Raw genomic sequence first — 21,786 nt, forward strand, 5'->3', positions numbered from 1 at the left:
GGACATCCTTGAGGGCCTGATATGCCGACGCTGACGATGTATCAGGTCGACGCCTTTGCCGAACAGGCCTTCCAGGGCAACCCTGCCGCCGTTCTCCTTTTGGAGGAGTGGCTGCCGGAGCAGGTAATGCAGGCCATCGCCAACGAAAACAATCTTGCCGAAACGGCGTTTGTGCGGGCGAATGGCAAAGGTTGGGATTTGCGCTGGTTCACGCCGGTCCATGAAGTCGACTTCTGCGGCCATGCCACTCTTGCGGCCGCCCATGTGCTGACCACGGAATACAGTGGTCAGGGCGAAATGGCCTTCGCCACCCGGGTGGGCGAGTTGCGGGTTTCCCAGCGGGAAGGGGCCTATCAGCTCGATCTGCCGTGTTTTCCGCCGCAGCCCGTCGAGGAAGAGCTGAAGTCGGCGCTGCAAGCGATATTGTCTCAGCGGACGGTTGCGGGCTTCCGCAATTTCGAGAACCTGTTTGTCGAGCTTGCCGACGAGACAAGCGTGCGATCTTTCGTTCCCGATCTGCTCAGGATCGGACGTTTTCATCCTCTCGGCTTGGTCATTACCGCGCCTGGGCAGGCCCATGATTTCGTCTCGCGTTATTTCGTGCCCGGAGCAGGCATTCCCGAGGATCCGGTAACCGGCTCCATTCATGCGACGCTGGTGCCTTACTGGGCTGAAAAACTCGGCAAGACGCATCTGTCGGCATTCCAATACTCGCAACGCGGCGGGCACTTGCTATGCGAGCTGGCCGGAGATCGCGTGCTGATCACAGGCCGTGCGAAGACCTTTATGAAGGCGGAGATCTACCTTCCCGATTGAGCGGTATTTCGCAGTGGGTCGCCTTCGGCGAAGCTGCCGATCTCCCCCTTTGCGGGGGAGATGGCAGGGCAGAGGGGGGTGCTGTCCCTCCGACTGTCAGCCCAATCGGAGCCACGTTCTCAGGCCGTTCCCAATTGGAAAGGATCAGTCGAAGGTTAGCGATCCTTCACACCCCCCTCTGTCCTGCCGGACATCTCCCCCGCAAGGGGGAGATTGGATGTCACTTCGGCTTTCGCTAATCACCAGAAGGCCTATTGCCGAATGCTTGTCTCCTCACTCTGCCTTTTCGGTCTTCGCAAAACCCGCACGCGCCGCGATGCGCACATACCAATCCTGGATATCGGCAAACTCCGCCAGCAGTTTTCGCCCCTCGGCGACCTTGACGAAATAGCCGATGATCGGTGCGGCGTGCAGGTCGGCCAGCGTCAGTTCCGTCCCCAACAGCCAAGGCCCTTCGGCTTTCAGCGAAGACAGCGCCTGCAATGCCGTTCTCGCCTGCCTCAACCCGTTGGCGATCACGGCTTCGTCGGGCGGCGTTTTTTCCAGCCGCTCGACGGCGACATCCCAGACCATGGCCCTGTAGGCGTAGGCGTCGAGCAGGCCGGTGATCTGGTTCATGCGTGATCGAGGCCGGGCTTCGACCGGTTGCAGCGCCGGGCCGTCAAAGGCTTCGTCGACATAACGGGCAATCGCGCCGGTCTCGTAAAGGCGAAAGCCGTCATGCTCGAAGGCTGGGATGCGGCCGAACGGCTGGTGCTCGAAGTACCAGCCGGGAATGCCGTCCGCCGCAAAGATGTCGACGGGCACCAGCTCGTAGCCGACGCCCTTTTCCTCGAGCACCAGCCGCACGATGCGCACATAGACGCTGTAGTCCGCGCCGTAGACGACGGGCTTGTCCATGTCGGAGGAGCTCAGGCCATCGCCTTCTGCAAATTCTCGTCGATCTTGTCGAGGAAGCCGGTGGTCGAAAGCCATGGCTGGTCGGGACCGATCAGCAGCGACAGGTCCTTGGTCATGAAGCCGGACTCGACCGTCTGGATGCAGACCCGTTCCAGCGTCTCGGCAAAACGCTTCAGTTCGGCATTGTCGTCGAGCTTGGCGCGGTGGGCGAGGCCGCGCGTCCAGGCAAAGATCGAGGCGATCGAATTGGTCGAGGTCTCCTCGCCCTTCTGGTGCTGGCGATAGTGGCGGGTGACGGTGCCGTGCGCGGCCTCCGCCTCGACGGTCTTGCCGTCCGGCGTCATCAGCACCGAGGTCATCAGGCCGAGCGAGCCGAAGCCTTGCGCCACCGTGTCCGACTGCACGTCGCCATCATAATTCTTGCAAGCCCAGACATAGCCGCCCGACCATTTCAGGCTGGAGGCCACCATGTCGTCGATCAGCCGGTGCTCGTACCAGAGTTTCTTGGCCTTGAACTCGGCTTCGAACTCCGCCTCGTAGACCTCCTGGAAGATATCCTTGAAGCGGCCGTCATAGGCCTTGAGGATGGTGTTCTTGGTCGACAGGTAGACGGGGTAATTGCGCAGCAGGCCGTAATTCAGCGAGGCGCGGGCGAATTCGCGGATCGACTCGTCGAGATTGTACATGGCCATGGCGACACCGGCGCCGGGTGCGTCGAAGACGTCGTGCTCGATCACCTGGCCGTCCTCGCCGACGAACTTGATCGTCAGCTTGCCCTTACCGGGAAAGCGGAAGTCGGTGGCGCGGTACTGGTCGCCGAAGGCGTGGCGGCCGACGATGATCGGCTTGGTCCAGCCGGGCACCAGCCGCGGCACGTTCTTCATAATGATCGGCTCGCGAAAGATGGTGCCGCCGAGGATGTTGCGGATGGTGCCGTTCGGCGACTTCCACATCTTCTTCAGCTTGAATTCCTCGACGCGCTGCTCGTCGGGCGTGATCGTCGCGCATTTCACGCCGACGCCGTATTTCTTGATGGCATTGGCCGAATCGATGGTCACCTGGTCGTTGGTGGCGTCGCGGTGCTCGATACCGAGATCGTAATATTCGAGCTTGAGGTCGAGATAAGGGTGGATCAGCTTGTCCTTGATGAACTGCCAGATGATGCGGGTCATCTCGTCGCCGTCGAGTTCGACGACCGGGTTCGCCACCTTGATCTTCGCCATGGAAAGAATGCCTCGCTTTTGGGGAACGGAACGGCCTTGCCCGCACGGCTGCCGGCCCTGGGATGCGGCCCGTATATCAAAGGCTTTTTGGCCGCGCAAACGGCGAACCGCGCCGTAGTGCCGGCATTCTTTGCGAAAGCTTCATTTTCGCCGCCAAATGTGGCAGGGGACTGCGAAATGCCGCAAACAGCAGTTCATTGACAACCATGACCGCCACCCAGGATCCCGACAACCCTCTTGCCTCCGGAACGCCTGCGTCCGGACCGGCGATCATCCTGGTCGAGCCACAGCTCGGCGAGAACATCGGCATGGTTGCACGCGCCATGGCCAATTTCGGCCTTGCCGAACTGCGCCTCGTCAATCCGCGTGACGGCTGGCCGAGCGAGAAGGCGCGTGCCGCGGCAAGCCGCGCCGACCATGTCATCGATGCCGTCGAGGTGTTCGACGACCTGGCCTCGGCAGTCGCCGACTTGAACTTCGTCTTCGCCACCACGGCGCGCGCGCGCGACAATTTCAAACCGGTGCGCGGCCCGGTCGAGGCGGGCAGGGCGCTGCGCGCGCGGCAGCGGGCCGGCCAGCGCACCGGCATCCTGTTCGGCCGCGAGCGCTTCGGCCTCTATAATGACGAGGTCGGCCTTGCCGACGAGATCATCACCTTCCCCGTCGATCCAGCCTTCTCCTCGCTCAACATCGCCCAGGCGGCCCTGCTGATGTCCTATGAATGGATGAAGTCCGGCCTGGAAGACGAGACCAGGACCAACTTCTCCGGTCCCGAAATGCCGCCAGCTGCCAAGGAAGAATTGCACGCCCTGTTTGCGTATCTGGAAGGTGCACTGGAGGCGCGCGGCTATTTCCGCCCGGCACCGAAGAAGCCGAAGATGGTCGACAATTTGCGCGCAGTGCTGACCCGCCCCGGTTTTGCCGAGCCGGAGCTCAAGGTGCTACGCGGTATTATATCATCGCTGGACAGGTTCTCGCCGGCCATGCCACGCGGCGATGGATCGCCCGGCGACGATCCAAGGCGGCTCCCGGCGGCCGCGGCACGCGCCGGAAAGGCGAAGGACAAAGACTAGCCTTCGAGTTACCCATATCTCACCAGTAACCGAATGTTATTTGATGTGATCCATTGTCTGGAAAACGATGGATCCTCGGATGTTTAGCTCGGATATCGGTCGTCCTCGCTTTTTCTTCTATTCGGCGGCCTTGCTGGTTGCGGAAATCGTGACCTTTGTGCTGTGCGTCGTGCTGACCATCGGCATCGAGGGTTTGGCCAATTCGAAGCCCGGACCTTCCAGGGAAGGGCTGGCCGCGGCCGTTCTCGTCGCCTCGCTGGTGATTGTTCTGTTCCGCGCGAATTTCGCCTGGCGTCGAAGCCGCGATGCGCAAGGGTCCGGTTGGATCCTTTGGTCGTATATCGTGTTCTCGACCCTGTTTGCGATTCTGCAGGCCGGCACTGTTCTTGTCGTAAAGTTCGACGGCGACGAGTCGCATTCCGGCCTTAACCTGCTGGGATTAGCTCTCGTCGGGCTGTGGGCGGTCATCTTGGCGGCCAAGCCGGCGGGCGGTAGCTCTTCGGATATGGCGTCATCCCTGAGTTTCGACGATTTCGACCCGCCCGGGCCGCTGCGCGGCGCCGCGGCGCCCCATTCAGAGTCGGCCGCCGGCGTGGCGGCCCTGGCTCCGGCCTATGCCATGCGGGCCGCACCGGTGCCGTCGAACCACCCTGCATCTCACCCTGCATCTCCGGCGAACGGCCGGCCGCGGGCCGGCGGCTTCGGCAAGCGGGGCCTTGTGTGACCGTCTCGCCGCATCAAGGCCATGATGGTTCCAGATAGAAGCGGCCGGGATAAAGCATCATTGGCCGAAGCAAAAAGCATGGGCCGAACCTTCTCTCGTGATCTCGTTTGTGATTCCCAGGCCTTAGTGACTCAATGATAATGACCAGTCCATCGAGCGCCCGTCCGATCCTGATGTTCGATTCCGGCATTGGCGGCCTCACTGTGCTGCGTGAGGCGCGCGTCCTGATGCCTGACCGCCGCTTCATCTATGTCGCCGACGACGCGGCGTTCCCCTTCGGCGCCTGGGAGGAGCCGGCGCTGAGAACACACATCCTAGAGTTGTTCGCCAGGCTGCTCGAACGGTTTTCGCCGGCTATTTCGGTCATCGCCTGCAACACCGCCTCGACGCTGGTCATCGATGCGTTGCGCGAGAGGTTTCCCGGCCACCCTTTCGTCGGCACCGTGCCGGCCATCAAGCCAGCGGCGGAACGCACGCGCTCAGGCCTAGTTTCGGTGCTGGCTACGCCCGGCACCGTCAAGCGCCAGTACACGCGCGACCTGATCAGCAAATGGGCGCAGAAATGCCATGTCCGCCTGGTCGGCAGCGACAAGCTGGCGGGATTGGCCGAAGCCTATATGCGCGATGGTTTTGTCGACGAGGACGCCGTGCGCGCCGAGATCGCGCCGTGCTTCGTCGAGCATGACGGGTTACGCACCGACATCGTCGTGCTTGCCTGCACCCATTATCCGTTTTTGGCCAACCGCATGCGCAAGACAGCACCTTGGCCGGTCGACTGGCTCGACCCGGCCGAGGCGATCGCACGCCGCGCGCTGTCGCTGCTCGCCGATACCGAGGCCCGTTATCGCAGAGAGGTACTGCCGGAAGGCGCCGATTTTGCCGTCTTCACCTCGAACGAGGCCGATTTTCCGACGCGCCGGCTGATGCAGGGATTTGGCCTGGCGGTATCCTGACCCCAGGCACTTTGGTGCTCCGGGAACATCAGCCCAGGGCGATGCGTTCTTTTCTCATTGAGGAACAGGAGAAACGATCATGCCAGCCACCTCGAAAGCCCAGCAGAAAGCCGCCGGTGCTGCACTGTCCGCCAAGCGTGGCGAGACCAAGAAGAGCGAGCTCAAAGGCGCGTCGAAGGGAATGTATAAATCCATGAGCGAAAAACAGCTCGAGGAATTCGCCGAGACCAAGCGCAAGGGCCTGCCGGAAAAGAAATCGAAACACTGATCGACTGACCATTCTGGCGGCGGATGCCGGTCGATAAAAAGCCCGCGGCTGAGCCGCGGGCCCTGAAGTCTCAACCGGCGAGGGCGAAAATTACCAGTTCCATCCCCAACCGCAGCGCCGCACTTTGTAGCGGATGACCTTGCGATGACCGTGCCGCCACACCACCTTCTTCTTGACCACGATGCGGCAGACCTGGTGATGCCTGTGGCCGTGCCAATGCCGGGCCTGCGCCGGCTCGGGCGCGACCGCCATCGTGCCGGCCATCACCGCGGCTCCTACCAACGTAAGGAAGAACTTCTTCATGCGAATTCCAGCTCCTCTGACTTCAGTCCCTTCCTGATGCCGCTGGCGCAACCTCCCGCCACATCCGGCACGTTCTACAACCGCAACACTATCCGGTTCGGCGATTCGCGCCAGCCGGAAGCTTGACAGCGGTTAAATCTCCGTTTAACCAGCCCACCAACACCGGGCCGCAATGCCCGGTGGTTTTCTTTATGTGTGCAAGACGTTTGGAAGCCGGTTTTAATTTCCTGATGTCCTGTTTGAAATGACGTGTCCCGTGGGTTTTCCGTCGCGTTGCGTGGAAAACCCTGTCAGGTCTCGAAAACGGGGGCCAGAGGAGGGCGCGTTTCCTTCACCCGGACCATGAGGTTCCGGGTGTGTTGTTTTGAAAGGGAATGCGATGAGCAAGCGCGAATCCGCGAAGTACAAGATCGACCGCCGTCTTGGCGAAAACATCTGGGGCCGCCCGAAGTCCCCGGTCAACAAGCGTGAATACGGCCCCGGCCAGCATGGCCAGCGCCGCAAGGGCAAGCTTTCCGATTTCGGCCTGCAGCTGCGCGCCAAGCAGAAGCTGAAGGGCCACTATGGCGACGTTTCGGAAAAGCAGTTCCGCAAGGTCTATGAAGAGGCGGACCGCCGCAAGGGCGACACCTCGGAGAACCTGATCGGCCTGCTCGAATCGCGCCTCGACGCAGTCGTCTACCGCGCCAAGTTCGTACCGACCATCTTTGCGGCGCGCCAGTTCGTCAATCACGGCCACGTCAACGTCAACGGCAAGCGCGTCAACATCGGCTCGTACCGCTGCAAGCCGGGCGACGTCATCGAAGTGCGCGAGAAGTCGAAGCAGCTGGTCATCGTGCTGGAATCGGTGGGCCTGGCCGAGCGCGACGTGCCCGATTACATCGAGGCCGACCACAACAAGATGACCGCCGCCTTCACGCGCATCCCCGGCCTGGCCGACGTTCCGTTTGCCGTGCAGATGGAACCGAATCTGGTCGTCGAATTCTATTCGCGCTGATCGGCGCGTTCGTACGCGATACAAGCGAAGGCCGCCCTATCGGGGCGGCCTTACTTTTTCGTTCCTTTTTCGCGGCGTGATTCCGAAATCGATTTCGATTTTCGGTTCGATGCGCTACTGCGGGCGGCAACAGGACTTTAGGGCCGACGCGCCGTGAACATGCAGCCAGACGCCGAAACGCTCGAACCGGTCGCCGACGCCGAAGGCGGCTTTCATCCGCTGTTTGCCGATGTGCCGTCCTCCGTCGAGTTCAACAAGCTGCGCAAGCGGCTGCTGCGGCTTGCCCGCCAGGCGATCGACGATTTCTCAATGGTGAGGCCCGGCGACCGCTGGCTGGTCGCTCTGTCGGGCGGCAAGGATTCCTACGGCCTGCTTGCCGTGCTGCTCGATCTCAAATGGCGCGGGCTGCTGCCGATCGAGCTGTTGGCCTGCAATCTCGACCAGGGCCAGCCGAACTTTCCCAAGCACATATTGCCCGACTATCTCGACAGCCATGCCATTCCGCATCGCATCGAATATCAGGACACCTATTCTGTGGTCATCGACAAGCTGGCCGAGGGCAGCACCTATTGCTCGCTGTGTTCGCGGCTGCGGCGCGGCCATCTCTATCGCATTGCCCGCGAGGAGGGCTGCTCGGCGCTGGTGCTCGGCCATCACCGCGAAGACATTCTGGAAACCTTCTTCATGAACCTGTTCCATGGCGGACGCCTCGCCGCCATGCCGCCGAAGCTGCTCAACGACGAAGGCGACGTCATGGTGCTGCGGCCGCTCGCCTATTGTGCGGAAGCCGATCTCGAGAAATTCGCCGGCGCCATGAAATTCCCGATAGTTCCGTGCGATCTGTGCGGTAGCCAGGAAGGCCTGCAGCGCAACGCCATGAAAGCGATGCTCGACGACATCGAGAAGCGCATGCCCGGCCGCAAGGACACCATGATCCGTGCCATGGCCAATGTGCGGCGCTCGCATCTGCTCGACAGGACGCTGTTCGATTTCGCCGCCCTCAACGATGCTCTTAACGCAAAGCAAGACGGTCCCCATGACATTTGACGACAGCGCGATCGACTGGCTTGCCGACCTTCTGTCGGACGCTGCCGTCGCCGAGATCATGCCGCGCTTTCGCCGGTTGAGTGAGGGCGACGTGCGTCGCAAGACCTCGGCCGCCGATCTTGTGACCGAGGCCGACGTGAATGCCGAGCGGCTCATCACCGCCAGGCTGCTTCAGCGTTATCCCAAGGCGATGATCGTCGGCGAGGAGGCCTGCTCCGACGACCCGACGCTGCTCGACGGTCTCGGCGATGCCGAACTCGCCTTCGTCGTCGACCCGGTCGACGGCACCTTCAACTTCGCCTCCGGCGTGCCGCTGTTCGGCGTCATGCTTGGCGTCGTGGTCAAGGGCGAGACGGTCGCCGGCATCATCCACGATCCCGTCGGCAAGGACTGGCTGGTCGGCGTCAGCGGCGCCGGCAGTCATATTCGGCACGCGCATGGCAATTTCGAAAAAGTCCATGTCGCCAAACCGGCGCCGATATCGGAAATGACTGGAGCGGTCTCGTGGCACTATCTACCCGAGCCGGACCGCTCACGCCTGGCGCGCAATCAGACCAAGTCGCTGTCGCAGTTCAACTATCGCTGCGCAGCCCACGAATACCGCCTGCTGGCCAGCGGCCACGGCCATTTCGTCGTCTATAACAAGCTGATGCCGTGGGACCATCTGGCCGGCGTACTGATCCATGCCGAGGCCGGCGGTTATGCCGCGCGCTTCGACGGCAGCGCCTATCTGCCGTCACATGTCGGAGGTGGCCTGCTGGTCGCGCCGGACAGGGAAAGCTGGCGGGAGCTGCGCCGCGAGCTTTGGGCGGAATAGTTTTATCCGCCAGCGCGTAAAACTAGACCGGCGGGTTTTGCGGCTGGAACAGCCTGCCGCGCTCGGCGATGAGAATCATCAGCAGCGCCGCCACCGACACGCTGCAGAACCCGGCGGCCAGCGGCGTTACCGTACCGTTGAAGGCCTGGCCGATCAGCGTGCCGAGGATGCCGCCAAGAAATGTCTGCATGAACCCGAGAATCGACGAGGCGGTGCCGGCCAGGTGACCGAGCGGCTCCATGGCGAGCGCGTTGAAGTTCGCGCCGAGCGCGCCGAACGGTACCATGGCGCAGGCAAAGAAAGTAATGAAGAGCCAGAGCGGCATCTTCATTTCGATGGAAACGACCAGCCAGGCAAGGCTGATGGCCAGAAACAGCAGCAGCGCGCTTTGCGACAGACGGCGCATGCCGATGCGGCCGACGAGGCGCGAGTTGAGGTAGTTGGAAAAAGCAAGCACGCCGGCAACCCCCGCGAAGATGACCGGGAACATCTCGCCGACATCGAACACGCTGACATAGATCTGCTGGGCCGAGGCGATGAAGCCGAACATGGCGCCGAAGATGAAGGTGCTGGCGAAGGCGTAGCAGAGCGCGATGCGGTTGGTGAGAACGATGCGGAAGCCGCCGATGATGGAGGACAGCGTCAGCGGCCGGCGATATTCTGGATGTAGTGTCTCGGGCAGGCGCAACAGCGACCAGGCGGACACGATCAGCGCGCCGGCCGCCATGGTGACGAAGATCACGTGCCAGGTCGCAAACAGCATGATGAATTGGCCGATACCGGGTGCCACCACCGGAATTGCCATGAACACCATGAAGATCAAGGACATGACTTCGGCCATGCGCCTTCCGTCGAACGTATCGCGCACGATCGAGACGGCAATGACGCGCGTCGCCGCCGCGCCGATGCCTTGCACGGCCCGGCATAGCAGAAGCGTGGCGAATGACGGGGCGACTGCAGCAGCGCCCGCCGCCGCAACATAGATCACCAGCCCGGCAACCAGCGGAGCGCGGCGCCCGAAGCGGTCCGAGACGGGCCCGAAGAACAATTGCCCACCGCCGAAGCCCAGTATGTAGGCGGTGATCACATATTGCCGGTGGTTTTCATTTTCGACGCCGAGCGAGGCGCCGATCTGCTGCAGCGCCGGCAACATGATGTCGATGGCCAGCGAATTGAGCGCCATCAGCGCCGCGCATAGCGCGATGAATTCCCAGCGCGGAATAGGCAAGGTGCTTGCCTTTTGCTGCGCTTGTGCTTGCTGATCCACGGCCAGTCCGATCTTCAAACGAAAATGCGCCGGCGTGCCGACGCATCCATTCGTTCATTGCCCCGATAGCGGGCACAACTTTTTGCCAAGGTGCCCCGGCGCTAAGCGCATGACCCCGACAATCGCAGTCGATCTTCGGAGAGCCATACGCAAAACAGAAGTCAGGCGGCGCCTTTGACGCTGACGCCCTTTTCGACGAGGAAGGTCTGCAATTCGCCCGCCTGGAACATCTCGCGGATGATGTCGCAGCCGCCGACGAATTCGCCCTTGACGTAGAGCTGCGGGATGGTCGGCCAGTTGGAATAGTCCTTGATGCCTTGCCGTAGCTCGGCCGACGTCAGCACGTCGACACCCTTATAGTCGGCGCCGATATAGTCGAGGATCTGCACGACCTGGCCGGAAAATCCGCATTGCGGGAAGCCGGGCGTGCCTTTCATGAAGAGAACAACGTCGTTGCCCTTCACTTCATTGTCGATGTAGTCGTTGATGCCGCTCATGGAATACCCTTTCATGCCTGTGGGAGTCAGGCTCGAACATTACCCTTCAAATAAACCCATGGGTTGCGCGAAACAAGATGTTTGCCGCCTTGCCATGCAAATGGCGCAAAGGAACGTCTGATCTTGTGCCAAGCCGTTGGCCACCATCTTTCCCGAGGCGCGATGAAAAGACGATATCTCGCCGGGTTCCTCCTCGCCGTTCTGCTCGCCGCACTGGCCTTGATTTGGTGGGCCAGGTCGCCGAGACAGCCACCCCTCGTCGTCGGCGGTGAATTGCCGGCGCCGTGCCGCGACGCGAGCTTCGAGGCGGCCGGCCTACGTGGTCTGCGAAATCGATCTGCGCCGCTATGACATCGGTGTGTTCCACGTAGGCCTCGACGGCAAGGCCTTCGGTTCCCTGGACAAATTCGACAAGGCGATGGCGGATCAGGGCCGGCCGGTGCTGCTCGCCATGAACGCCGGCATGTATCACCAAGATCTGACCCCAGTCGGCCTTCTCGTCGAAGACGGCCGGGAGAAGGCGCCGCTCAACGTCGCCGACAGCGAAGGCAATTTCTTCCTGAAACCGAATGGCGTATTCGTGGTCCGCAAGGACGGCAAGGCGGCGGTCATGGAGACAAGTGCCTATGCCGCGGCCAGGCCGGACGTGATGGTCGCAACGCAATCCGGCCCGATGCTGGTGATCGACGGACGGCTTCATCCTCGATTCGAGCAGAACGGCACATCGCGCTATATCCGCAACGGCGTCGGCGTGCGTGACGAAAACACCGTCGTGCTGGCGATCTCGCGCTCTGAAGTCAGCCTCGGCAGCTTCGCACGGCTGTTTCGAGATGCGCTCAATTGCCCCAATGCGCTTTTCTTCGACGGGGTCGTTTCGGCGCTGTCGAATGGCGAGCGGATGATTGTTGGTGGAAACTATCCGGCCGGGCCGATCATTGCCGTTTCGGCGAAAAGGTGAGGGAAATTTATTCGTGCGCACGCACGCCTATGAATGCAGGCGCCAAACTCAGTTCGGCAAAATGCCTGGGGTCGACCATTTCCATCTCAGGCGCGGGAAGCGGCTCGACGAAGCGGTCGGCGTCCAGCCCGTATCGGCAAGGCCGTTGAGGATATCGCCGAGCGGTCTGCGATAGGATTCAACATAGGGATTGGGCTCGCCAAAACCTCCCCAATGCATGCCCCAGCGATTCGTTTCAAAATAGGTTTTCGTCCCGCGCGTGCGCGTGTCCTGCCAGTCGCGCATTGGATGGCCCATAGAGAACACCAGCCAGCCGCCCGGGCAGGAGACGCGATGAAACTCAGCGAATACCGGCTCCAGTTTTTCGACATAGTCGAGCGCCAGCGAGCAAAGTATGCGGTCGAAACTGCCATCCGCGAGCCAGTCGAGGGCCCTTTCGACATTGCCAAGCCGGATATCGACATCGAGCCCAGCGCAGCGCTGACGTGCCAAAGCCAGCATTTCCGGCGTAATGTCGAAGGCACTTACCCGCGCACCTGAGCGAGCCAGCTTTTCCGAGCAGATACCGGAGCCGCAGCCGGCGTCCAGTATGTTCAGACCCGTCACGTCGCCCAGCAACTCCAGCGAGGCCGGCCGTTCGTAGAGGGCATTGTGCGGCTTGATCGGCGCCAGCGCATCATAGCGCTCGGCAAAGGAAGCATAGGCACTGACTGCAACCGGATCGCTGTCGCCTTTGGCCATGACTTCCCGCTTGCGTAGAATTAGTCCGGCACGCTGGTCTGCAGGGCAAGCGCGTGCAGCACGCCGCCCATGTTGCCCTTCAGCGCGTCATAGACCATCTGGTGCTGCTGGACGCGGCTTTTGCCGCGAAAGCTTTCGGCCACCACCTCCGCCGCATAATGGTCGCCATCGCCGGCCAGGTCGCGAATCGTCACCTTGGCGTCCGGAATGCCTTCCTTGATCAGCCGTTCGATGTCGTGGGCGTCCATTGCCATGCGAGGATTCCTTGTTCAGGTCGTGAACTCATAGATATGGTCGAAACGGCGGATGAACCACAGTGAAACGGCTCCACTCGATCACATCACGGGTCCACGACCTCATTTGCCATGAAGCGAGGGAACCAGGATTCGTGGGCAGCGGTCAATTCACTGACCGGTATCGCACGTGCCTCGCCCAGCTTCAGTTCGCTGCCGCCGGTCGAGCCGATCCACGGTGCAAAAATGCCGAGCTTGCTTTGCTGTTCGCGAATGGCATCCCACGCCTCGCTCTGCGGGTCGATCGACAGCGTCAGCAGATAGCGGCCCTGATCCTCGCCGAACCAGACCGGGATCGGATCGGTGCCGATCAGGCCGGGGATGGTCGCGCCGATGCCGGAGGCCATCGCCATCTCGGCCAACGCCACCGCGATGCCGCCATCGGAAACGTCATGCGCCGCGGTAACGACGCCCGACGCAATCAGCGCCCGCACATGGTCACCGACGCGCTTTTCGTGATCGAGATCGACGGGCGGCGGCGGGCCGTCGGCACGGCCATGGATGTCGCGCATATAGACCGATTGGCCAAGATGCGTGCCCCACATGGTCGGTGCGCCGACCAGCACGATCATCTGGCCTTCGGCGGCAAAGCCGATCCGCACCATTTTCGACCAATCGGCAATCAGCCCGACGCCGCCGATGGTTGGTGTCGGCAGTATGCCTTGGCCGTTGGTCTCATTGTAGAGCGAGACGTTGCCGGAGACGATCGGGAAGCCCAGCGCCCTGCAGGCATCGCCAATACCTTTCACCGCGCCGACCAACTGACCCATGATCTCCGGCCGTTCCGGATTGCCGAAATTAAGGTTGTCGGTGGCCGCGAGCGGCAAGGCACCGGTGGCGGTAAGATTGCGCCAGCATTCGGCCACCGCCTGCTTGCCTCCCTCGTAGGGGTCGGCCTCGCAATAGCGCGGCGTCACGTCGGAGGAGAAGGCGAGCGCCTTGGTCGGATGACCGTCGATCCGCACGACGCCGGCATCGCCGCCGGGAAGCTGCAACGAATTGCCTTGGATCAGCGTGTCGTACTGCTCCCACACCCAGCGGCGCGAGGACAGGTCCGGCCCGCCAAGCAGCTTCAGCAAAGCCTCGGCCACATCGGTTTGCGGTGCATCGCCGGCGCCCAATGGCGCCGGCTTCTTCGGCTCGACCCAGGGACGGTCATATTCCGGCGCCTGGTCGCCGAGATCCTTGATCGGCAGGTTGGCGACCTCGTCGCCCTGGTGCAGCACGCGGAAGCGCAGATCGTCGGTGGTCTTGCCGACGATGGCAAAGTCGAGGCCCCATTTGTGGAAGATCGCCTCGGCCTGTTTTTCCTTTTCGGGGCGCAGCACCATCAGCATGCGCTCCTGGCTCTCCGAAAGCATCATCTCATAAGCGCTCATGCGCTCTTCACGCACCGGCACCTTGTCGAGATCGAGCTCAATGCCGAGGTCGCCCTTGGCGCCCATTTCGACCGCCGAGCAGGTGAGACCAGCGGCACCCATGTCCTGGATGGCAATAACGGCGCCGGACGCCATCAGTTCGAGGCAGGCTTCGAGCAGGCATTTTTCGGTGAAGGGATCGCCAACCTGGACCGTGGGCCGCTTCTCGTCGATCTTGTCGTCGAATTCGGCCGAGGCCATGGTGGCGCCGCCGACGCCGTCGCGACCGGTCTTGGCGCCGAGATAGACGACCGGCAGGCCGACGCCCTTGGCCTCGGACAAAAAGATTGCGTCCGTCTTCGCGAGGCCCGCGGCAAACGCATTGACCAGGATATTGCCATTGTAGCGGGCGTCGAAATTGACCTCCCCGCCGACCGTCGGCACGCCGAAGGAATTGCCATAGCCACCGACGCCGGAAACGACGCCGGCAACGAGGTGCCTGGTTTTGGGATGATCCGGCGCACCGAAGCGCAGCGCGTTCATCGCCGCGATCGGCCGCGCGCCCATGGTGAAGACATCGCGCAGGATGCCGCCGACGCCGGTCGCCGCTCCCTGATAAGGCTCGATATATGAGGGATGGTTATGGCTCTCCATCTTGAAGACGACGCAGTCGCCGTCGCCGATGTCGACCACGCCGGCATTCTCGCCCGGGCCCTGGATGACTTGCGGCCCGGTGGTCGGCAGCGTACGCAGCCATTTTTTCGAGGATTTGTAGGAACAATGCTCGTTCCACATCGCGGAAAAAATACCGAGTTCGGTAAAGCTCGGCTCGCGCCCGACCAGGTCGAGGATGCGTTGGTACTCGTCGGGCTTCAGCCCGTGCGCGGCAATGAGTTCCGGAGTGATCGGCACGGAATTGGAAATGGTCATGATCGGCAATTTGTGTCCTTGGGATCGAGTCCCGTCTTATCGCAAGCTTTGCAGCCGATACACCCCGTCGGATGACTAAAACGACGGAAAGCAACAGCTTGCCGCAAGTAGCGGAAGATCGCCACTCGACCCGCCGGTTTCAAGCCGGTTCAGGAAAAGCTGTCGTAGCCGGCGCGGCCTTCGTCCAGAAGCCGCCGGATCACAGCGACGCCGTGCGCAATATCGTCCCGCTGTCGCGGCTGCGAGATGCCAAACCGCACGCCGTGAAAGGCCTGTTCGGAACGCCCCGCCTTGAACTCGTCCTCGTCGTCGATGAGCACGCCATGTTCGAGGCAAGCCTGTTTGAAAGTGCCGGAAAGCCATGGGTCCGGCAAAGTGAGCCAGACGAACGGCACATTATCCAGCGCCTTGAAGTCGAAGCCGTCGAGTGTCTCGCGCACGATCGCGATGCGCGCACCGATCTCGGCAATGCTGCGCTTGCGCATCTCGGCGGCCTGACCGGACAACACCAGCCGGCTGCCCACCTCCGCCAGCAGAAAGGGCAGGCCGCCCGTCATCATCTTATGGGCAACCCGGATGCGGTGACGATAGGCCGGCGGGCAAGCGAGCCAACCGCCGCGAACACCCGCCGCGACCGATTTCGACAGGCCGCCGGCAACGATGGTCCGTTCGGGAGCATATTCGGCCAGTAAAGGCGTCGGGTCGTCGGTCAGTCCGCCATAGAGATCGTCCTCGATCAAGACGACGTTATATTGACGGGCGACATGCGCGATTGCCTCGCGGCGCGATGCCGACAGCGTTGTCAGCGTCGGGTTCTTGGCCGTCGGCATCAAAAACATCATCTTCGGGTGCTTTTGTGCGCAGACGCGCTCGAAATCCTGGGGATCGATGCCCTCGTCGTCAGCCGCCACCAGTGCGGTCCGGCGACCGATCAGGCCGGCGCTGCGGGAGATCTGCGAATAGGTGAGGTGCTCGAAGACGACATAGTCGCCGGGGGCGGTGAGCCCCGCAATTGTTGCCATCACCGCGGCGTGGGTGCCGAGCGTGGGGACAATGGCATCCGCCGCCGGGCGATAGGAATTGCGCGACAGCCAGCGCCTGCCGGCCTCGAACCAGCGGTCCGGGAAATCACGCGTGTAGCTTGAAATCTCATGCGGATGGTCTTGCGCCGTGCGTGTCAACACATCGGCGACGATGGCACCCTGGCCGACATCCGGTGCGGCGGTGCTATCGAAGCGCATCTTGTCGCCGGGCGCATCCATATAGCGCGTGCCTTGTTCGACCGGCTCCAGGAAATCCGGCTTTGCGCTTTCCGACTGCTGAGCGAGAACATAGGTTCCGCGGCCCACCTCGCCGCTGACCAATCCCCGCTCGCGCAGCAATTGATAGGCCCTGCCGACGGTGCCGACGGTCGTGCCGATGTCGTATGCCAGATCGCGCTGCGGCGGCAGCTTTGCCCCTGCACCGATCAGGCCGCGGTCGATGTCCGTCTCGATGGAATCGGCAAGCCGCTGATAGAGCGGGCCGGTACCCGCGGTAAGATCTGGAAGCCAAGTTGTCATGGTGACAATTTTTTACATTGCACCAGGATGTGAGTCAATACATATCAGATCGGCGGCGAGAAGGGTACAATCCGAAGTTTTGGCAGAAAGAAAATGGCTACAATAGAGACAATCCGCCCCGTTAGGGCTGAATTGCAGATGCAGGTGGCGCCTCCGTTAGGCCGGCCAACCTATGTTAGTCGGCTGGTGCGTACGCTCGGATCCTTCGCGAGATGGATTGGCAGGCTAATGGATCGTCGGCGCAGCCGGCTGGTCCTGCTCGAGATGACCGACGACCAGCTCAAGGACATAGGCATTACGCGTTGTGATGCCCATCGTGAGGGCCTCAGGCCGTTCTGGGACTGAGGGTTGAGGCACCGCACTTTAGCGGACGCCCGCCGCCCTGAGCCTCGATACGCCGTGGTCCACAAGCACGGCCACGATACACAGAACCAGAAAAAGCCCGGTGATGGCCAGAGCCGAGACGGCGACGCTGGCCGCCCCGTGTTTGGAGACGTCGAGGAATGGATAGGGTACTTCGCCGACGATCGGCGCCCGCAGCAGCGCGTAGGCCAGATAGGCGATCGGATAGATCATCCACCACGAGATGTCACGCCATCGCGTCGAGCCGTCGGCGCCCGCCACAAGCCACCACAGCACGAACACCACCGGCGTCACATAGTGCAGGAGCACGTCGCAGAGCAGGAACAGCCCTTGCGGCTGCCAAAGCTGCGCCAGGACCGTGGCGTAGATAATGAGGACCAGGCTTATGGCGACGGCTACGCCCGCCCCTATCCGTGGCCCGGCAAAGGCCGGAAACCAGGCATAACCCGTCGACGACAGCAACGAGGCATGGACGAGCACCGCGCCGATGTTGGTCAGGATGGTGAAGAAGCTGAAATAGAAGACCAGCGAGCCGACAAAGCCGCGGCCGGCTTCCATTGATGCCGGGACGGTGATGCAGAGCTGCAGGACGAGCCCGGCCAGGCCGACGACCAGACCGGTGATCTGCAGCAAGCGACCCATTGGGCTAGGCAGCAGCGCCACAGGCCGGATTGCCGGCCTGCCAGCGGGCAATGTCCGAGCCGATGCGGCCGCCGAGCGGTTCCGCCATCAATGGGCCGAACACGTCGACGCGGCTCGAATTGCCTTGCGCCTGCACGACCAGCAACGGCTTTCCGCCATAATGTTTGGCCGGCACCAGCAGGAAGCGCGGCGTGCCGCTGAACGAATTCAGCTCGTTGGCCATCTGATAGGATTTGAAGGCAGGGTCCTTGCTGGCGATCCAGCATTTGTGGGCAGCTATTGCCACCTGCTCCATGGCAAGCAGTGACGCGCTCTTGCCCGCCGGCGCCGGCGTGCTCTTCGGGCTTGACTGGCATGAGGCGAGTACAAGCCCGGCGGCAGTAGCGACGGCGAGGCGGGCGAGTGTCAATCGCATGGTCAAGCGGCGCCCATCTCGAGTTCGGACAGAAAGATCTTCAGACCGTCTGTCATCTCACCCCAGACGCGCGACAGCGCCGGATGCTGCAAGGCGATTTGCTCATAGGCATCGAATTTCGGATAGGCGTCAAGCAGGTCGGGGCGGCCGATCGTCGCCCTGAAATTGTTGAAGACGAAGCGGGTCGGCGTCAGCCACGCATCGGCGAAGGAGATGTCGTCGCCGAGCGCGAACGGGCCATGCGCCATGCGGGCCTCGATTGCCGCAAGCCCGTGATGCAATCGGGCGAACTGTGCCTTGATGTCCGCCTCGTTGCGCTGCGGCACGAAATAGAGCTCGAACAGCTTCATCGTTGGGGCGAGCACGTCAAGGTCGGTGATGCGGGCGAACATGCGCACCAACGCCCGGTCTTTCGAATCCTTGGGCAGCAGCGCTGGCTCGGGAAAGCGCTCCTCCAGATATTCGGCAATGACCACGGATTCGACGATCGTTTCGCCCGAGCCGGTGATCAGCACTGGAATCCGGTTGAGCGGGGAGATGGCACGGAATGCCTCGGGAATGGGAAACCCAGGCGGCGGTGCAATGACCTTGAGCGGCACGTTCTTGATGTAGGCCAGCGCCCGCACGATCGACGAATAGGGCGACAGCGGTCGCGAATAGAGTTTCATGACCGTCGCTCCAGGAGGAAGATTGAATGCATCAAGCGGCGATGCCCAGCGCGCTTTCGAACAGCGCCCGGCCGTCGCTGCCGCCATGCGCCGCTTCAATCAGGTTCTCGGGATGCGGCATCAGGCCGAGCACATTGCCACGGCCGTTGACAATGCCGGCAATGCCGTTGATCGAGCCGTTGGGATTGGTGCCTTCGGCATATCGGAACACCACCTGGCCTTCGCCTTCGAGGCGGGCCAGCGTTTCGGCATCAGCAAAATAATTGCCGTCATGATGCGCCACCGGCGCGCGGATGACCTGGCCCGGCTGATAGCGGCGGGTGAACATCGTGTTGGCATTGGCGATCTGCAGCTTGACTTGCCGGCAGACGAATTTCAGCGAGGTGTTGCGCATCAATGCACCCGGCAACAGGCCGGCCTCGACCAGGATCTGGAAGCCGTTGCAGACGCCGATGACCGTGACGCCCTTGGCCGCCTTTTCGGCCACAGCCCGCATCACCGGCATGCGCGCGGCAATAGCGCCGCAGCGCAGATAATCGCCAAAGGAAAAGCCGCCGGGAATGGCGATCAGGTCGACATCGGGAATTTCAGTGTCGGTCTGCCAGACGGTGACCGGCGGCGTGCCGGAAATCTTGGTCAGCGCCGCGATCATGTCACGGTCGCGATTAAGGCCGGGGAGCAGGACGACGGCTGATTTCATGAGAATTCATGCTCGTTGAGTTGGAACAGATATCGCGGCAAAACATGGCTGGTCAGCCAGACGCCATTTTCGGAAAGAAAAAATAAGGCGCCGTTTTTGGCCATGTTTTCCGAGTCGATCCGCAGGATAACACTTCTCCCCTTGCGGCGCTGTGCGACGATCACAGCTGTTTCAATGTCTTTTGACAAATGAACGTGCTGCCGAGACTGGCTGATCAAGCCTTCTCGTAAGATGCTGGGGAGAAACTCTTCCTTGGTGCCGTGATATAAGACTGTTGGAGGAATTGATGGCGACAGGCCGAGATCAATCTCGACACTGTGGCCTTGAACCGCACGGACACGATCACCGTCGATTGCAAAGCGCTTTTTCGGGTTCTCGTCGATGATCCGAACAACCTCGGCGGCGGATGTGCCGAACTTCGCCTGAATCGCCGCGCAAAGTTTGTTGAGATCAGTCCAACCGTTCTCATCCAAAGTCAGCCCCGCTTCATGGGGAGCATGGCGTAAAACAAGACTCATGAACTTCGATATCTGGATGTCTTTCGACAAGCTCAGCCGATCTCCACCGCGTAATTCTCAATCACCGTATTCGCCAGAAGCTTGTCGCACATAGCTTTCAGATCGGCCTCGGCCTTGGCCTTGTCGCCCTCGGCAAGCTCGATATCGAAAACCTTGCCTTGCCGCACCTGGCCGACGCCGCCGAAACCCATTCCGGAAAGCGCATGCTCGATTGCCTTGCCTTGTGGGTCGAGCACGCCGTTCTTGAGGGTTACGGTAATGCGGGCCTTGATCACGCTGGACATGCTCCTGTTCACCTGTTGAGCGGGCAAGCCGTCAGTGCGGCTTGCCTTTGACACCGTCGGTCGATGCGACGAGCACCGGTCCGGCAGGGCGCGGCGGTTCGTTCTCGTTCATGATGCCGAGGCGGCGGGCAACTTCCTGATAGGCTTCGACGAGCCCGCCCATGTCGCGGCGGAAGCGGTCCTTGTCGAGCTTGTCCTGGGTCGCCACGTCCCACAGCCGGCAGGAATCCGGCGAGATCTCGTCGGCGACGACGATGCGCATCATATCGCCTTCGAACAGGCGGCCGCATTCGATTTTGAAATCGACGAGCTGGATCCCGACGCCCATGAACAGGCCGGAAAGGAAGTCGTTGACGCGAATGGCCAGCGCCATGACGTCGTCGATCTCCTGCGGGCTCGCCCAGCCGAAGGCGGTGATGTGCTCTTCCGATACCATCGGATCGTCGAGCGCATCGGCCTTGTAATAGAATTCGATGATCGAGCGCGGCAGCACGGTGCCTTCCTCGATGCCCAAGCGCTTGGCCAGCGAGCCGGCGGCGACGTTGCGCACCACCACTTCGAGCGGGATGATCTCGACTTCCTTGATCAGCTGCTCGCGCATGTTGAGCCGGCGGATGAAGTGGGTCGGAATGCCCATCCGGTTGAGATGATTGAAGATGTGCTCGGAAATGCGGTTGTTGAGCACGCCTTTGCCATCGACGATTTCATGCTTCTTCTTGTTGAAAGCGGTGGCGTCGTCCTTGAAGAACTGGATCAGCGTGCCAGGCTCCGGTCCCTCATAAAGGATCTTGGCCTTGCCTTCATAAATGCGGCGGCGATTTTTCATCTGATTTTTCTCTGGATTTGCGGGCAGGCGGCAAGCGACCAGTTCCTGTCCGTCTGCCTAAAATAAGATGGCGACGGTGGGGTTCAATGCCGGTGTCTATCCCAATCGCACTGTTTGCTCAATCGGCAAATCCTTTCAATCAACCGCTTTCGGGGACCGAAATGCCGCAGCGCAGCAGGCAATGTAGCATATTGACCGGCCGGCGCCCTTTTGGTTTGTGCTCCGGCAACACATATTGGCACAACGAATCGGATTTCACGGAGGGATGCCATGAGCAGCATGAAAGACCGCGAAGAGGGCTTTGAGCGCAAATTCGCATTCGACGAGGAACTTCGATTCAAGGCTGCGGCACGCCGCAACAGAGCGCTCGGCCTGTGGGCTGCCGAAAAGCTCGGCAAGTCAGGCGCCGAGGCCGACGCCTATGCCAGGGAAGTGGTCGTCAGCGACATCGAGGAAGCCGGCGATCACGACGTTTTCCGCAAGATACGCAAGGATTTCGATGCAGCCGGCATCGACCAGTCGGACCATCAGATCCGCCGCACCATGGATGAATTGATGGCGCAGGCGATTGAGCAGATCAAGAACACCTGATCCTTCCACCGACATCGATCGAATGCTGGACCAATCGACCGCCCGGCCTAAC

Annotated in this window: 27 protein-coding genes; 11 read left to right on the top strand and 16 right to left on the bottom strand. The window is 61.6% G+C overall.

Going from position 1 to position 21,786, the window contains the following annotated elements:
• Positions 1 to 21 precede the first annotated feature (21 nt).
• Positions 22 to 816 (top strand): PhzF family phenazine biosynthesis protein, encoded by a 795-nt coding sequence (locus X760_RS45270; RefSeq protein ID WP_023717368.1) that lies wholly within the window; start codon positions 22 to 24, stop codon positions 814 to 816.
• Between the two features lie 273 nt (positions 817 to 1,089).
• Here X760_RS45270 and X760_RS45275 read toward each other — a convergent pair whose 3' ends face one another.
• The gene (locus X760_RS45275; RefSeq protein WP_023717369.1) at positions 1,090 to 1,716 is read right to left on the bottom strand and encodes a glutathione S-transferase family protein; all 627 of its coding nucleotides are present in this window, start codon (positions 1,714 to 1,716) and stop codon (positions 1,090 to 1,092) included.
• Positions 1,717 to 1,727: 11 nt separating this feature from the next.
• Positions 1,728 to 2,939, bottom strand: a complete 1,212-nt coding sequence (locus tag X760_RS45280; RefSeq protein WP_023717370.1) for an NADP-dependent isocitrate dehydrogenase — start codon at positions 2,937 to 2,939, stop codon at positions 1,728 to 1,730.
• Positions 2,940 to 3,145: 206 nt separating this feature from the next.
• Here X760_RS45280 and X760_RS45285 point away from each other — a divergent pair, with 206 nt between their 5' ends.
• The 4 genes from X760_RS45285 (at position 3,146) to X760_RS45300 (ending at position 5,957) form a co-directional block, all read left to right on the top strand.
• The gene (locus tag X760_RS45285; RefSeq protein ID WP_023717371.1) at positions 3,146 to 4,012 is read left to right on the top strand and encodes an RNA methyltransferase; all 867 of its coding nucleotides are present in this window, start codon (positions 3,146 to 3,148) and stop codon (positions 4,010 to 4,012) included.
• A gap of 67 nt (positions 4,013 to 4,079) precedes the next feature.
• Positions 4,080 to 4,736, top strand: coding sequence for a hypothetical protein (locus X760_RS45290; protein WP_156948017.1), 657 nt, complete (start codon positions 4,080 to 4,082; stop codon positions 4,734 to 4,736).
• Between the two features lie 140 nt (positions 4,737 to 4,876).
• Positions 4,877 to 5,689 (top strand): glutamate racemase, encoded by an 813-nt coding sequence (gene murI / locus X760_RS45295; RefSeq protein ID WP_023717373.1) that lies wholly within the window; start codon positions 4,877 to 4,879, stop codon positions 5,687 to 5,689.
• Between the two features lie 79 nt (positions 5,690 to 5,768).
• Positions 5,769 to 5,957: a DUF3008 family protein gene (locus tag X760_RS45300; RefSeq protein ID WP_023717374.1), complete on the top strand. Its 189-nt coding sequence runs from the start codon at positions 5,769 to 5,771 to the stop codon at positions 5,955 to 5,957.
• 90 nt (positions 5,958 to 6,047) lie between these two features.
• On the opposite strand, the gene X760_RS45305 is transcribed toward X760_RS45300, so the two are convergent.
• Complete coding sequence (locus X760_RS45305) at positions 6,048 to 6,260, bottom strand: hypothetical protein (RefSeq protein WP_023674706.1); 213 nt, start codon at positions 6,258 to 6,260, stop codon at positions 6,048 to 6,050.
• 379 nt (positions 6,261 to 6,639) lie between these two features.
• On the opposite strand from X760_RS45305, the gene rpsD reads away from it, so the two are divergent.
• From rpsD to X760_RS45320, 3 genes are all read left to right on the top strand, one after another.
• On the top strand, positions 6,640 to 7,257 hold the full coding sequence (gene rpsD, locus X760_RS45310) for a 30S ribosomal protein S4 (RefSeq protein ID WP_023717376.1): 618 nt from the start codon (positions 6,640 to 6,642) through the stop codon (positions 7,255 to 7,257).
• A 153-nt stretch (positions 7,258 to 7,410) separates the two neighbouring features.
• The gene (ttcA, locus tag X760_RS45315; RefSeq protein ID WP_023717377.1) at positions 7,411 to 8,304 is read left to right on the top strand and encodes a tRNA 2-thiocytidine(32) synthetase TtcA; all 894 of its coding nucleotides are present in this window, start codon (positions 7,411 to 7,413) and stop codon (positions 8,302 to 8,304) included.
• Positions 8,294 to 9,121 carry an inositol monophosphatase family protein gene (locus X760_RS45320; RefSeq protein ID WP_023717378.1) on the top strand — a complete coding sequence of 276 codons (828 nt, stop codon included), beginning with the start codon at positions 8,294 to 8,296 and terminating at the stop codon, positions 9,119 to 9,121. The genes ttcA and X760_RS45320 overlap by 11 nt, the downstream gene beginning before the upstream one ends.
• A 22-nt stretch (positions 9,122 to 9,143) precedes the next feature.
• On the opposite strand, the gene X760_RS45325 is transcribed toward X760_RS45320, so the two are convergent.
• On the bottom strand, positions 9,144 to 10,388 hold the full coding sequence (locus X760_RS45325) for a multidrug effflux MFS transporter (protein ID WP_023717379.1): 1,245 nt from the start codon (positions 10,386 to 10,388) through the stop codon (positions 9,144 to 9,146).
• 161 nt (positions 10,389 to 10,549) lie between these two features.
• Positions 10,550 to 10,885 carry a Grx4 family monothiol glutaredoxin gene (gene grxD / locus X760_RS45330; protein WP_023674712.1) on the bottom strand — a complete coding sequence of 112 codons (336 nt, stop codon included), beginning with the start codon at positions 10,883 to 10,885 and terminating at the stop codon, positions 10,550 to 10,552.
• 319 nt (positions 10,886 to 11,204) lie between these two features.
• Here grxD and X760_RS45335 point away from each other — a divergent pair, with 319 nt between their 5' ends.
• Complete coding sequence (locus tag X760_RS45335; RefSeq protein WP_245278518.1) at positions 11,205 to 11,843, top strand: phosphodiester glycosidase family protein; 639 nt, start codon at positions 11,205 to 11,207, stop codon at positions 11,841 to 11,843.
• A gap of 48 nt (positions 11,844 to 11,891) precedes the next feature.
• Here X760_RS45335 and X760_RS45340 read toward each other — a convergent pair whose 3' ends face one another.
• The 4 genes from X760_RS45340 to X760_RS45355 all read right to left on the bottom strand — a co-directional run bounded on the left by X760_RS45340 (position 11,892) and on the right by X760_RS45355 (position 16,727).
• Positions 11,892 to 12,584 carry a class I SAM-dependent methyltransferase gene (locus X760_RS45340; RefSeq protein WP_023717380.1) on the bottom strand — a complete coding sequence of 231 codons (693 nt, stop codon included), beginning with the start codon at positions 12,582 to 12,584 and terminating at the stop codon, positions 11,892 to 11,894.
• Positions 12,585 to 12,604: 20 nt separating this feature from the next.
• Positions 12,605 to 12,838 carry a BolA family transcriptional regulator gene (locus X760_RS45345; RefSeq protein ID WP_023674714.1) on the bottom strand — a complete coding sequence of 78 codons (234 nt, stop codon included), beginning with the start codon at positions 12,836 to 12,838 and terminating at the stop codon, positions 12,605 to 12,607.
• A gap of 86 nt (positions 12,839 to 12,924) precedes the next feature.
• Complete coding sequence (gene purL, locus X760_RS45350; protein ID WP_023717381.1) at positions 12,925 to 15,165, bottom strand: phosphoribosylformylglycinamidine synthase subunit PurL; 2,241 nt, start codon at positions 15,163 to 15,165, stop codon at positions 12,925 to 12,927.
• Positions 15,166 to 15,314: 149 nt separating this feature from the next.
• Positions 15,315 to 16,727: a PLP-dependent aminotransferase family protein gene (locus X760_RS45355; RefSeq protein ID WP_023717382.1), complete on the bottom strand. Its 1,413-nt coding sequence runs from the start codon at positions 16,725 to 16,727 to the stop codon at positions 15,315 to 15,317.
• Between the two features lie 93 nt (positions 16,728 to 16,820).
• On the opposite strand from X760_RS45355, the gene X760_RS45360 reads away from it, so the two are divergent.
• Positions 16,821 to 17,072, top strand: a complete 252-nt coding sequence (locus X760_RS45360) for a DUF1127 domain-containing protein (RefSeq protein WP_023717383.1) — start codon at positions 16,821 to 16,823, stop codon at positions 17,070 to 17,072.
• 18 nt (positions 17,073 to 17,090) lie between these two features.
• Here X760_RS45360 and X760_RS45365 read toward each other — a convergent pair whose 3' ends face one another.
• From X760_RS45365 to purC, 7 genes are read right to left on the bottom strand one after another with little or no spacing between them, the layout of a single operon-like run.
• Positions 17,091 to 17,732: a Pr6Pr family membrane protein gene (locus tag X760_RS45365; RefSeq protein WP_023717384.1), complete on the bottom strand. Its 642-nt coding sequence runs from the start codon at positions 17,730 to 17,732 to the stop codon at positions 17,091 to 17,093.
• 4 nt (positions 17,733 to 17,736) lie between these two features.
• Positions 17,737 to 18,147, bottom strand: a complete 411-nt coding sequence (locus tag X760_RS45370) for a hypothetical protein (protein ID WP_023717385.1) — start codon at positions 18,145 to 18,147, stop codon at positions 17,737 to 17,739.
• Between the two features lie 2 nt (positions 18,148 to 18,149).
• Complete coding sequence (locus tag X760_RS45375) at positions 18,150 to 18,815, bottom strand: glutathione S-transferase family protein (RefSeq protein ID WP_023717386.1); 666 nt, start codon at positions 18,813 to 18,815, stop codon at positions 18,150 to 18,152.
• Between the two features lie 31 nt (positions 18,816 to 18,846).
• Positions 18,847 to 19,515 (bottom strand): phosphoribosylformylglycinamidine synthase subunit PurQ, encoded by a 669-nt coding sequence (purQ, locus tag X760_RS45380; protein ID WP_023717387.1) that lies wholly within the window; start codon positions 19,513 to 19,515, stop codon positions 18,847 to 18,849.
• The gene (locus tag X760_RS45385; RefSeq protein ID WP_023717388.1) at positions 19,512 to 20,069 is read right to left on the bottom strand and encodes an RNA 2'-phosphotransferase; all 558 of its coding nucleotides are present in this window, start codon (positions 20,067 to 20,069) and stop codon (positions 19,512 to 19,514) included. The genes purQ and X760_RS45385 overlap by 4 nt, the downstream gene beginning before the upstream one ends.
• Positions 20,066 to 20,308: a phosphoribosylformylglycinamidine synthase subunit PurS gene (purS, locus tag X760_RS45390; RefSeq protein ID WP_023717389.1), complete on the bottom strand. Its 243-nt coding sequence runs from the start codon at positions 20,306 to 20,308 to the stop codon at positions 20,066 to 20,068. Before purS ends, X760_RS45385 begins: the two co-directional genes overlap by 4 nt.
• Before the next feature lie 40 nt (positions 20,309 to 20,348).
• Entirely contained in the window at positions 20,349 to 21,143 is a 795-nt protein-coding gene (gene purC / locus X760_RS45395) for a phosphoribosylaminoimidazolesuccinocarboxamide synthase (protein ID WP_023674725.1), read from the bottom strand.
• 270 nt (positions 21,144 to 21,413) lie between these two features.
• Between purC and X760_RS45400 the strand changes: the two genes are divergently transcribed.
• A complete protein-coding gene (locus X760_RS45400; protein ID WP_023717390.1) occupies positions 21,414 to 21,734 on the top strand; it encodes a DUF1476 domain-containing protein in 321 nt (106 codons plus the stop codon).
• The last annotated feature ends 52 nt before the right edge of the window (positions 21,735 to 21,786 follow it).

The sequence above is a fragment of the Mesorhizobium sp. LSHC420B00 genome, from assembly GCF_000503055.1.
Classification (GTDB): domain Bacteria; phylum Pseudomonadota; class Alphaproteobacteria; order Rhizobiales; family Rhizobiaceae; genus Mesorhizobium.

Bases quoted from the DNA above. Each gene is read 5' to 3' on its own strand.
- X760_RS45270 (WP_023717368.1), top strand. From the start codon at position 22: ATGCCGACGCTGACGATGTATCAGGTCGACGCCTTTGCCGAACAGGCC.
- X760_RS45275 (WP_023717369.1), bottom strand. From the start codon at position 1,716: ATGGACAAGCCCGTCGTCTACGGCGCGGACTACAGCGTCTATGTGCGC.
- X760_RS45280 (WP_023717370.1), bottom strand. From the start codon at position 2,939: ATGGCGAAGATCAAGGTGGCGAACCCGGTCGTCGAACTCGACGGCGAC.
- X760_RS45285 (WP_023717371.1), top strand. From the start codon at position 3,146: ATGACCGCCACCCAGGATCCCGACAACCCTCTTGCCTCCGGAACGCCT.
- X760_RS45290 (WP_156948017.1), top strand. From the start codon at position 4,080: ATGGATCCTCGGATGTTTAGCTCGGATATCGGTCGTCCTCGCTTTTTC.
- murI (WP_023717373.1), top strand. From the start codon at position 4,877: ATGACCAGTCCATCGAGCGCCCGTCCGATCCTGATGTTCGATTCCGGC.
- X760_RS45300 (WP_023717374.1), top strand. From the start codon at position 5,769: ATGCCAGCCACCTCGAAAGCCCAGCAGAAAGCCGCCGGTGCTGCACTG.
- X760_RS45305 (WP_023674706.1), bottom strand. From the start codon at position 6,260: ATGAAGAAGTTCTTCCTTACGTTGGTAGGAGCCGCGGTGATGGCCGGC.
- rpsD (WP_023717376.1), top strand. From the start codon at position 6,640: ATGAGCAAGCGCGAATCCGCGAAGTACAAGATCGACCGCCGTCTTGGC.
- X760_RS45320 (WP_023717378.1), top strand. From the start codon at position 8,294: ATGACATTTGACGACAGCGCGATCGACTGGCTTGCCGACCTTCTGTCG.
- grxD (WP_023674712.1), bottom strand. From the start codon at position 10,885: ATGAGCGGCATCAACGACTACATCGACAATGAAGTGAAGGGCAACGAC.
- X760_RS45340 (WP_023717380.1), bottom strand. From the start codon at position 12,584: ATGGCCAAAGGCGACAGCGATCCGGTTGCAGTCAGTGCCTATGCTTCC.
- X760_RS45345 (WP_023674714.1), bottom strand. From the start codon at position 12,838: ATGGCAATGGACGCCCACGACATCGAACGGCTGATCAAGGAAGGCATT.
- purL (WP_023717381.1), bottom strand. From the start codon at position 15,165: ATGACCATTTCCAATTCCGTGCCGATCACTCCGGAACTCATTGCCGCG.
- X760_RS45355 (WP_023717382.1), bottom strand. From the start codon at position 16,727: ATGACAACTTGGCTTCCAGATCTTACCGCGGGTACCGGCCCGCTCTAT.
- X760_RS45360 (WP_023717383.1), top strand. From the start codon at position 16,821: ATGGCTACAATAGAGACAATCCGCCCCGTTAGGGCTGAATTGCAGATG.
- X760_RS45365 (WP_023717384.1), bottom strand. From the start codon at position 17,732: ATGGGTCGCTTGCTGCAGATCACCGGTCTGGTCGTCGGCCTGGCCGGG.
- X760_RS45370 (WP_023717385.1), bottom strand. From the start codon at position 18,147: ATGCGATTGACACTCGCCCGCCTCGCCGTCGCTACTGCCGCCGGGCTT.
- X760_RS45375 (WP_023717386.1), bottom strand. From the start codon at position 18,815: ATGAAACTCTATTCGCGACCGCTGTCGCCCTATTCGTCGATCGTGCGG.
- purQ (WP_023717387.1), bottom strand. From the start codon at position 19,515: ATGAAATCAGCCGTCGTCCTGCTCCCCGGCCTTAATCGCGACCGTGAC.
- purC (WP_023674725.1), bottom strand. From the start codon at position 21,143: ATGAAAAATCGCCGCCGCATTTATGAAGGCAAGGCCAAGATCCTTTAT.
- X760_RS45400 (WP_023717390.1), top strand. From the start codon at position 21,414: ATGAGCAGCATGAAAGACCGCGAAGAGGGCTTTGAGCGCAAATTCGCA.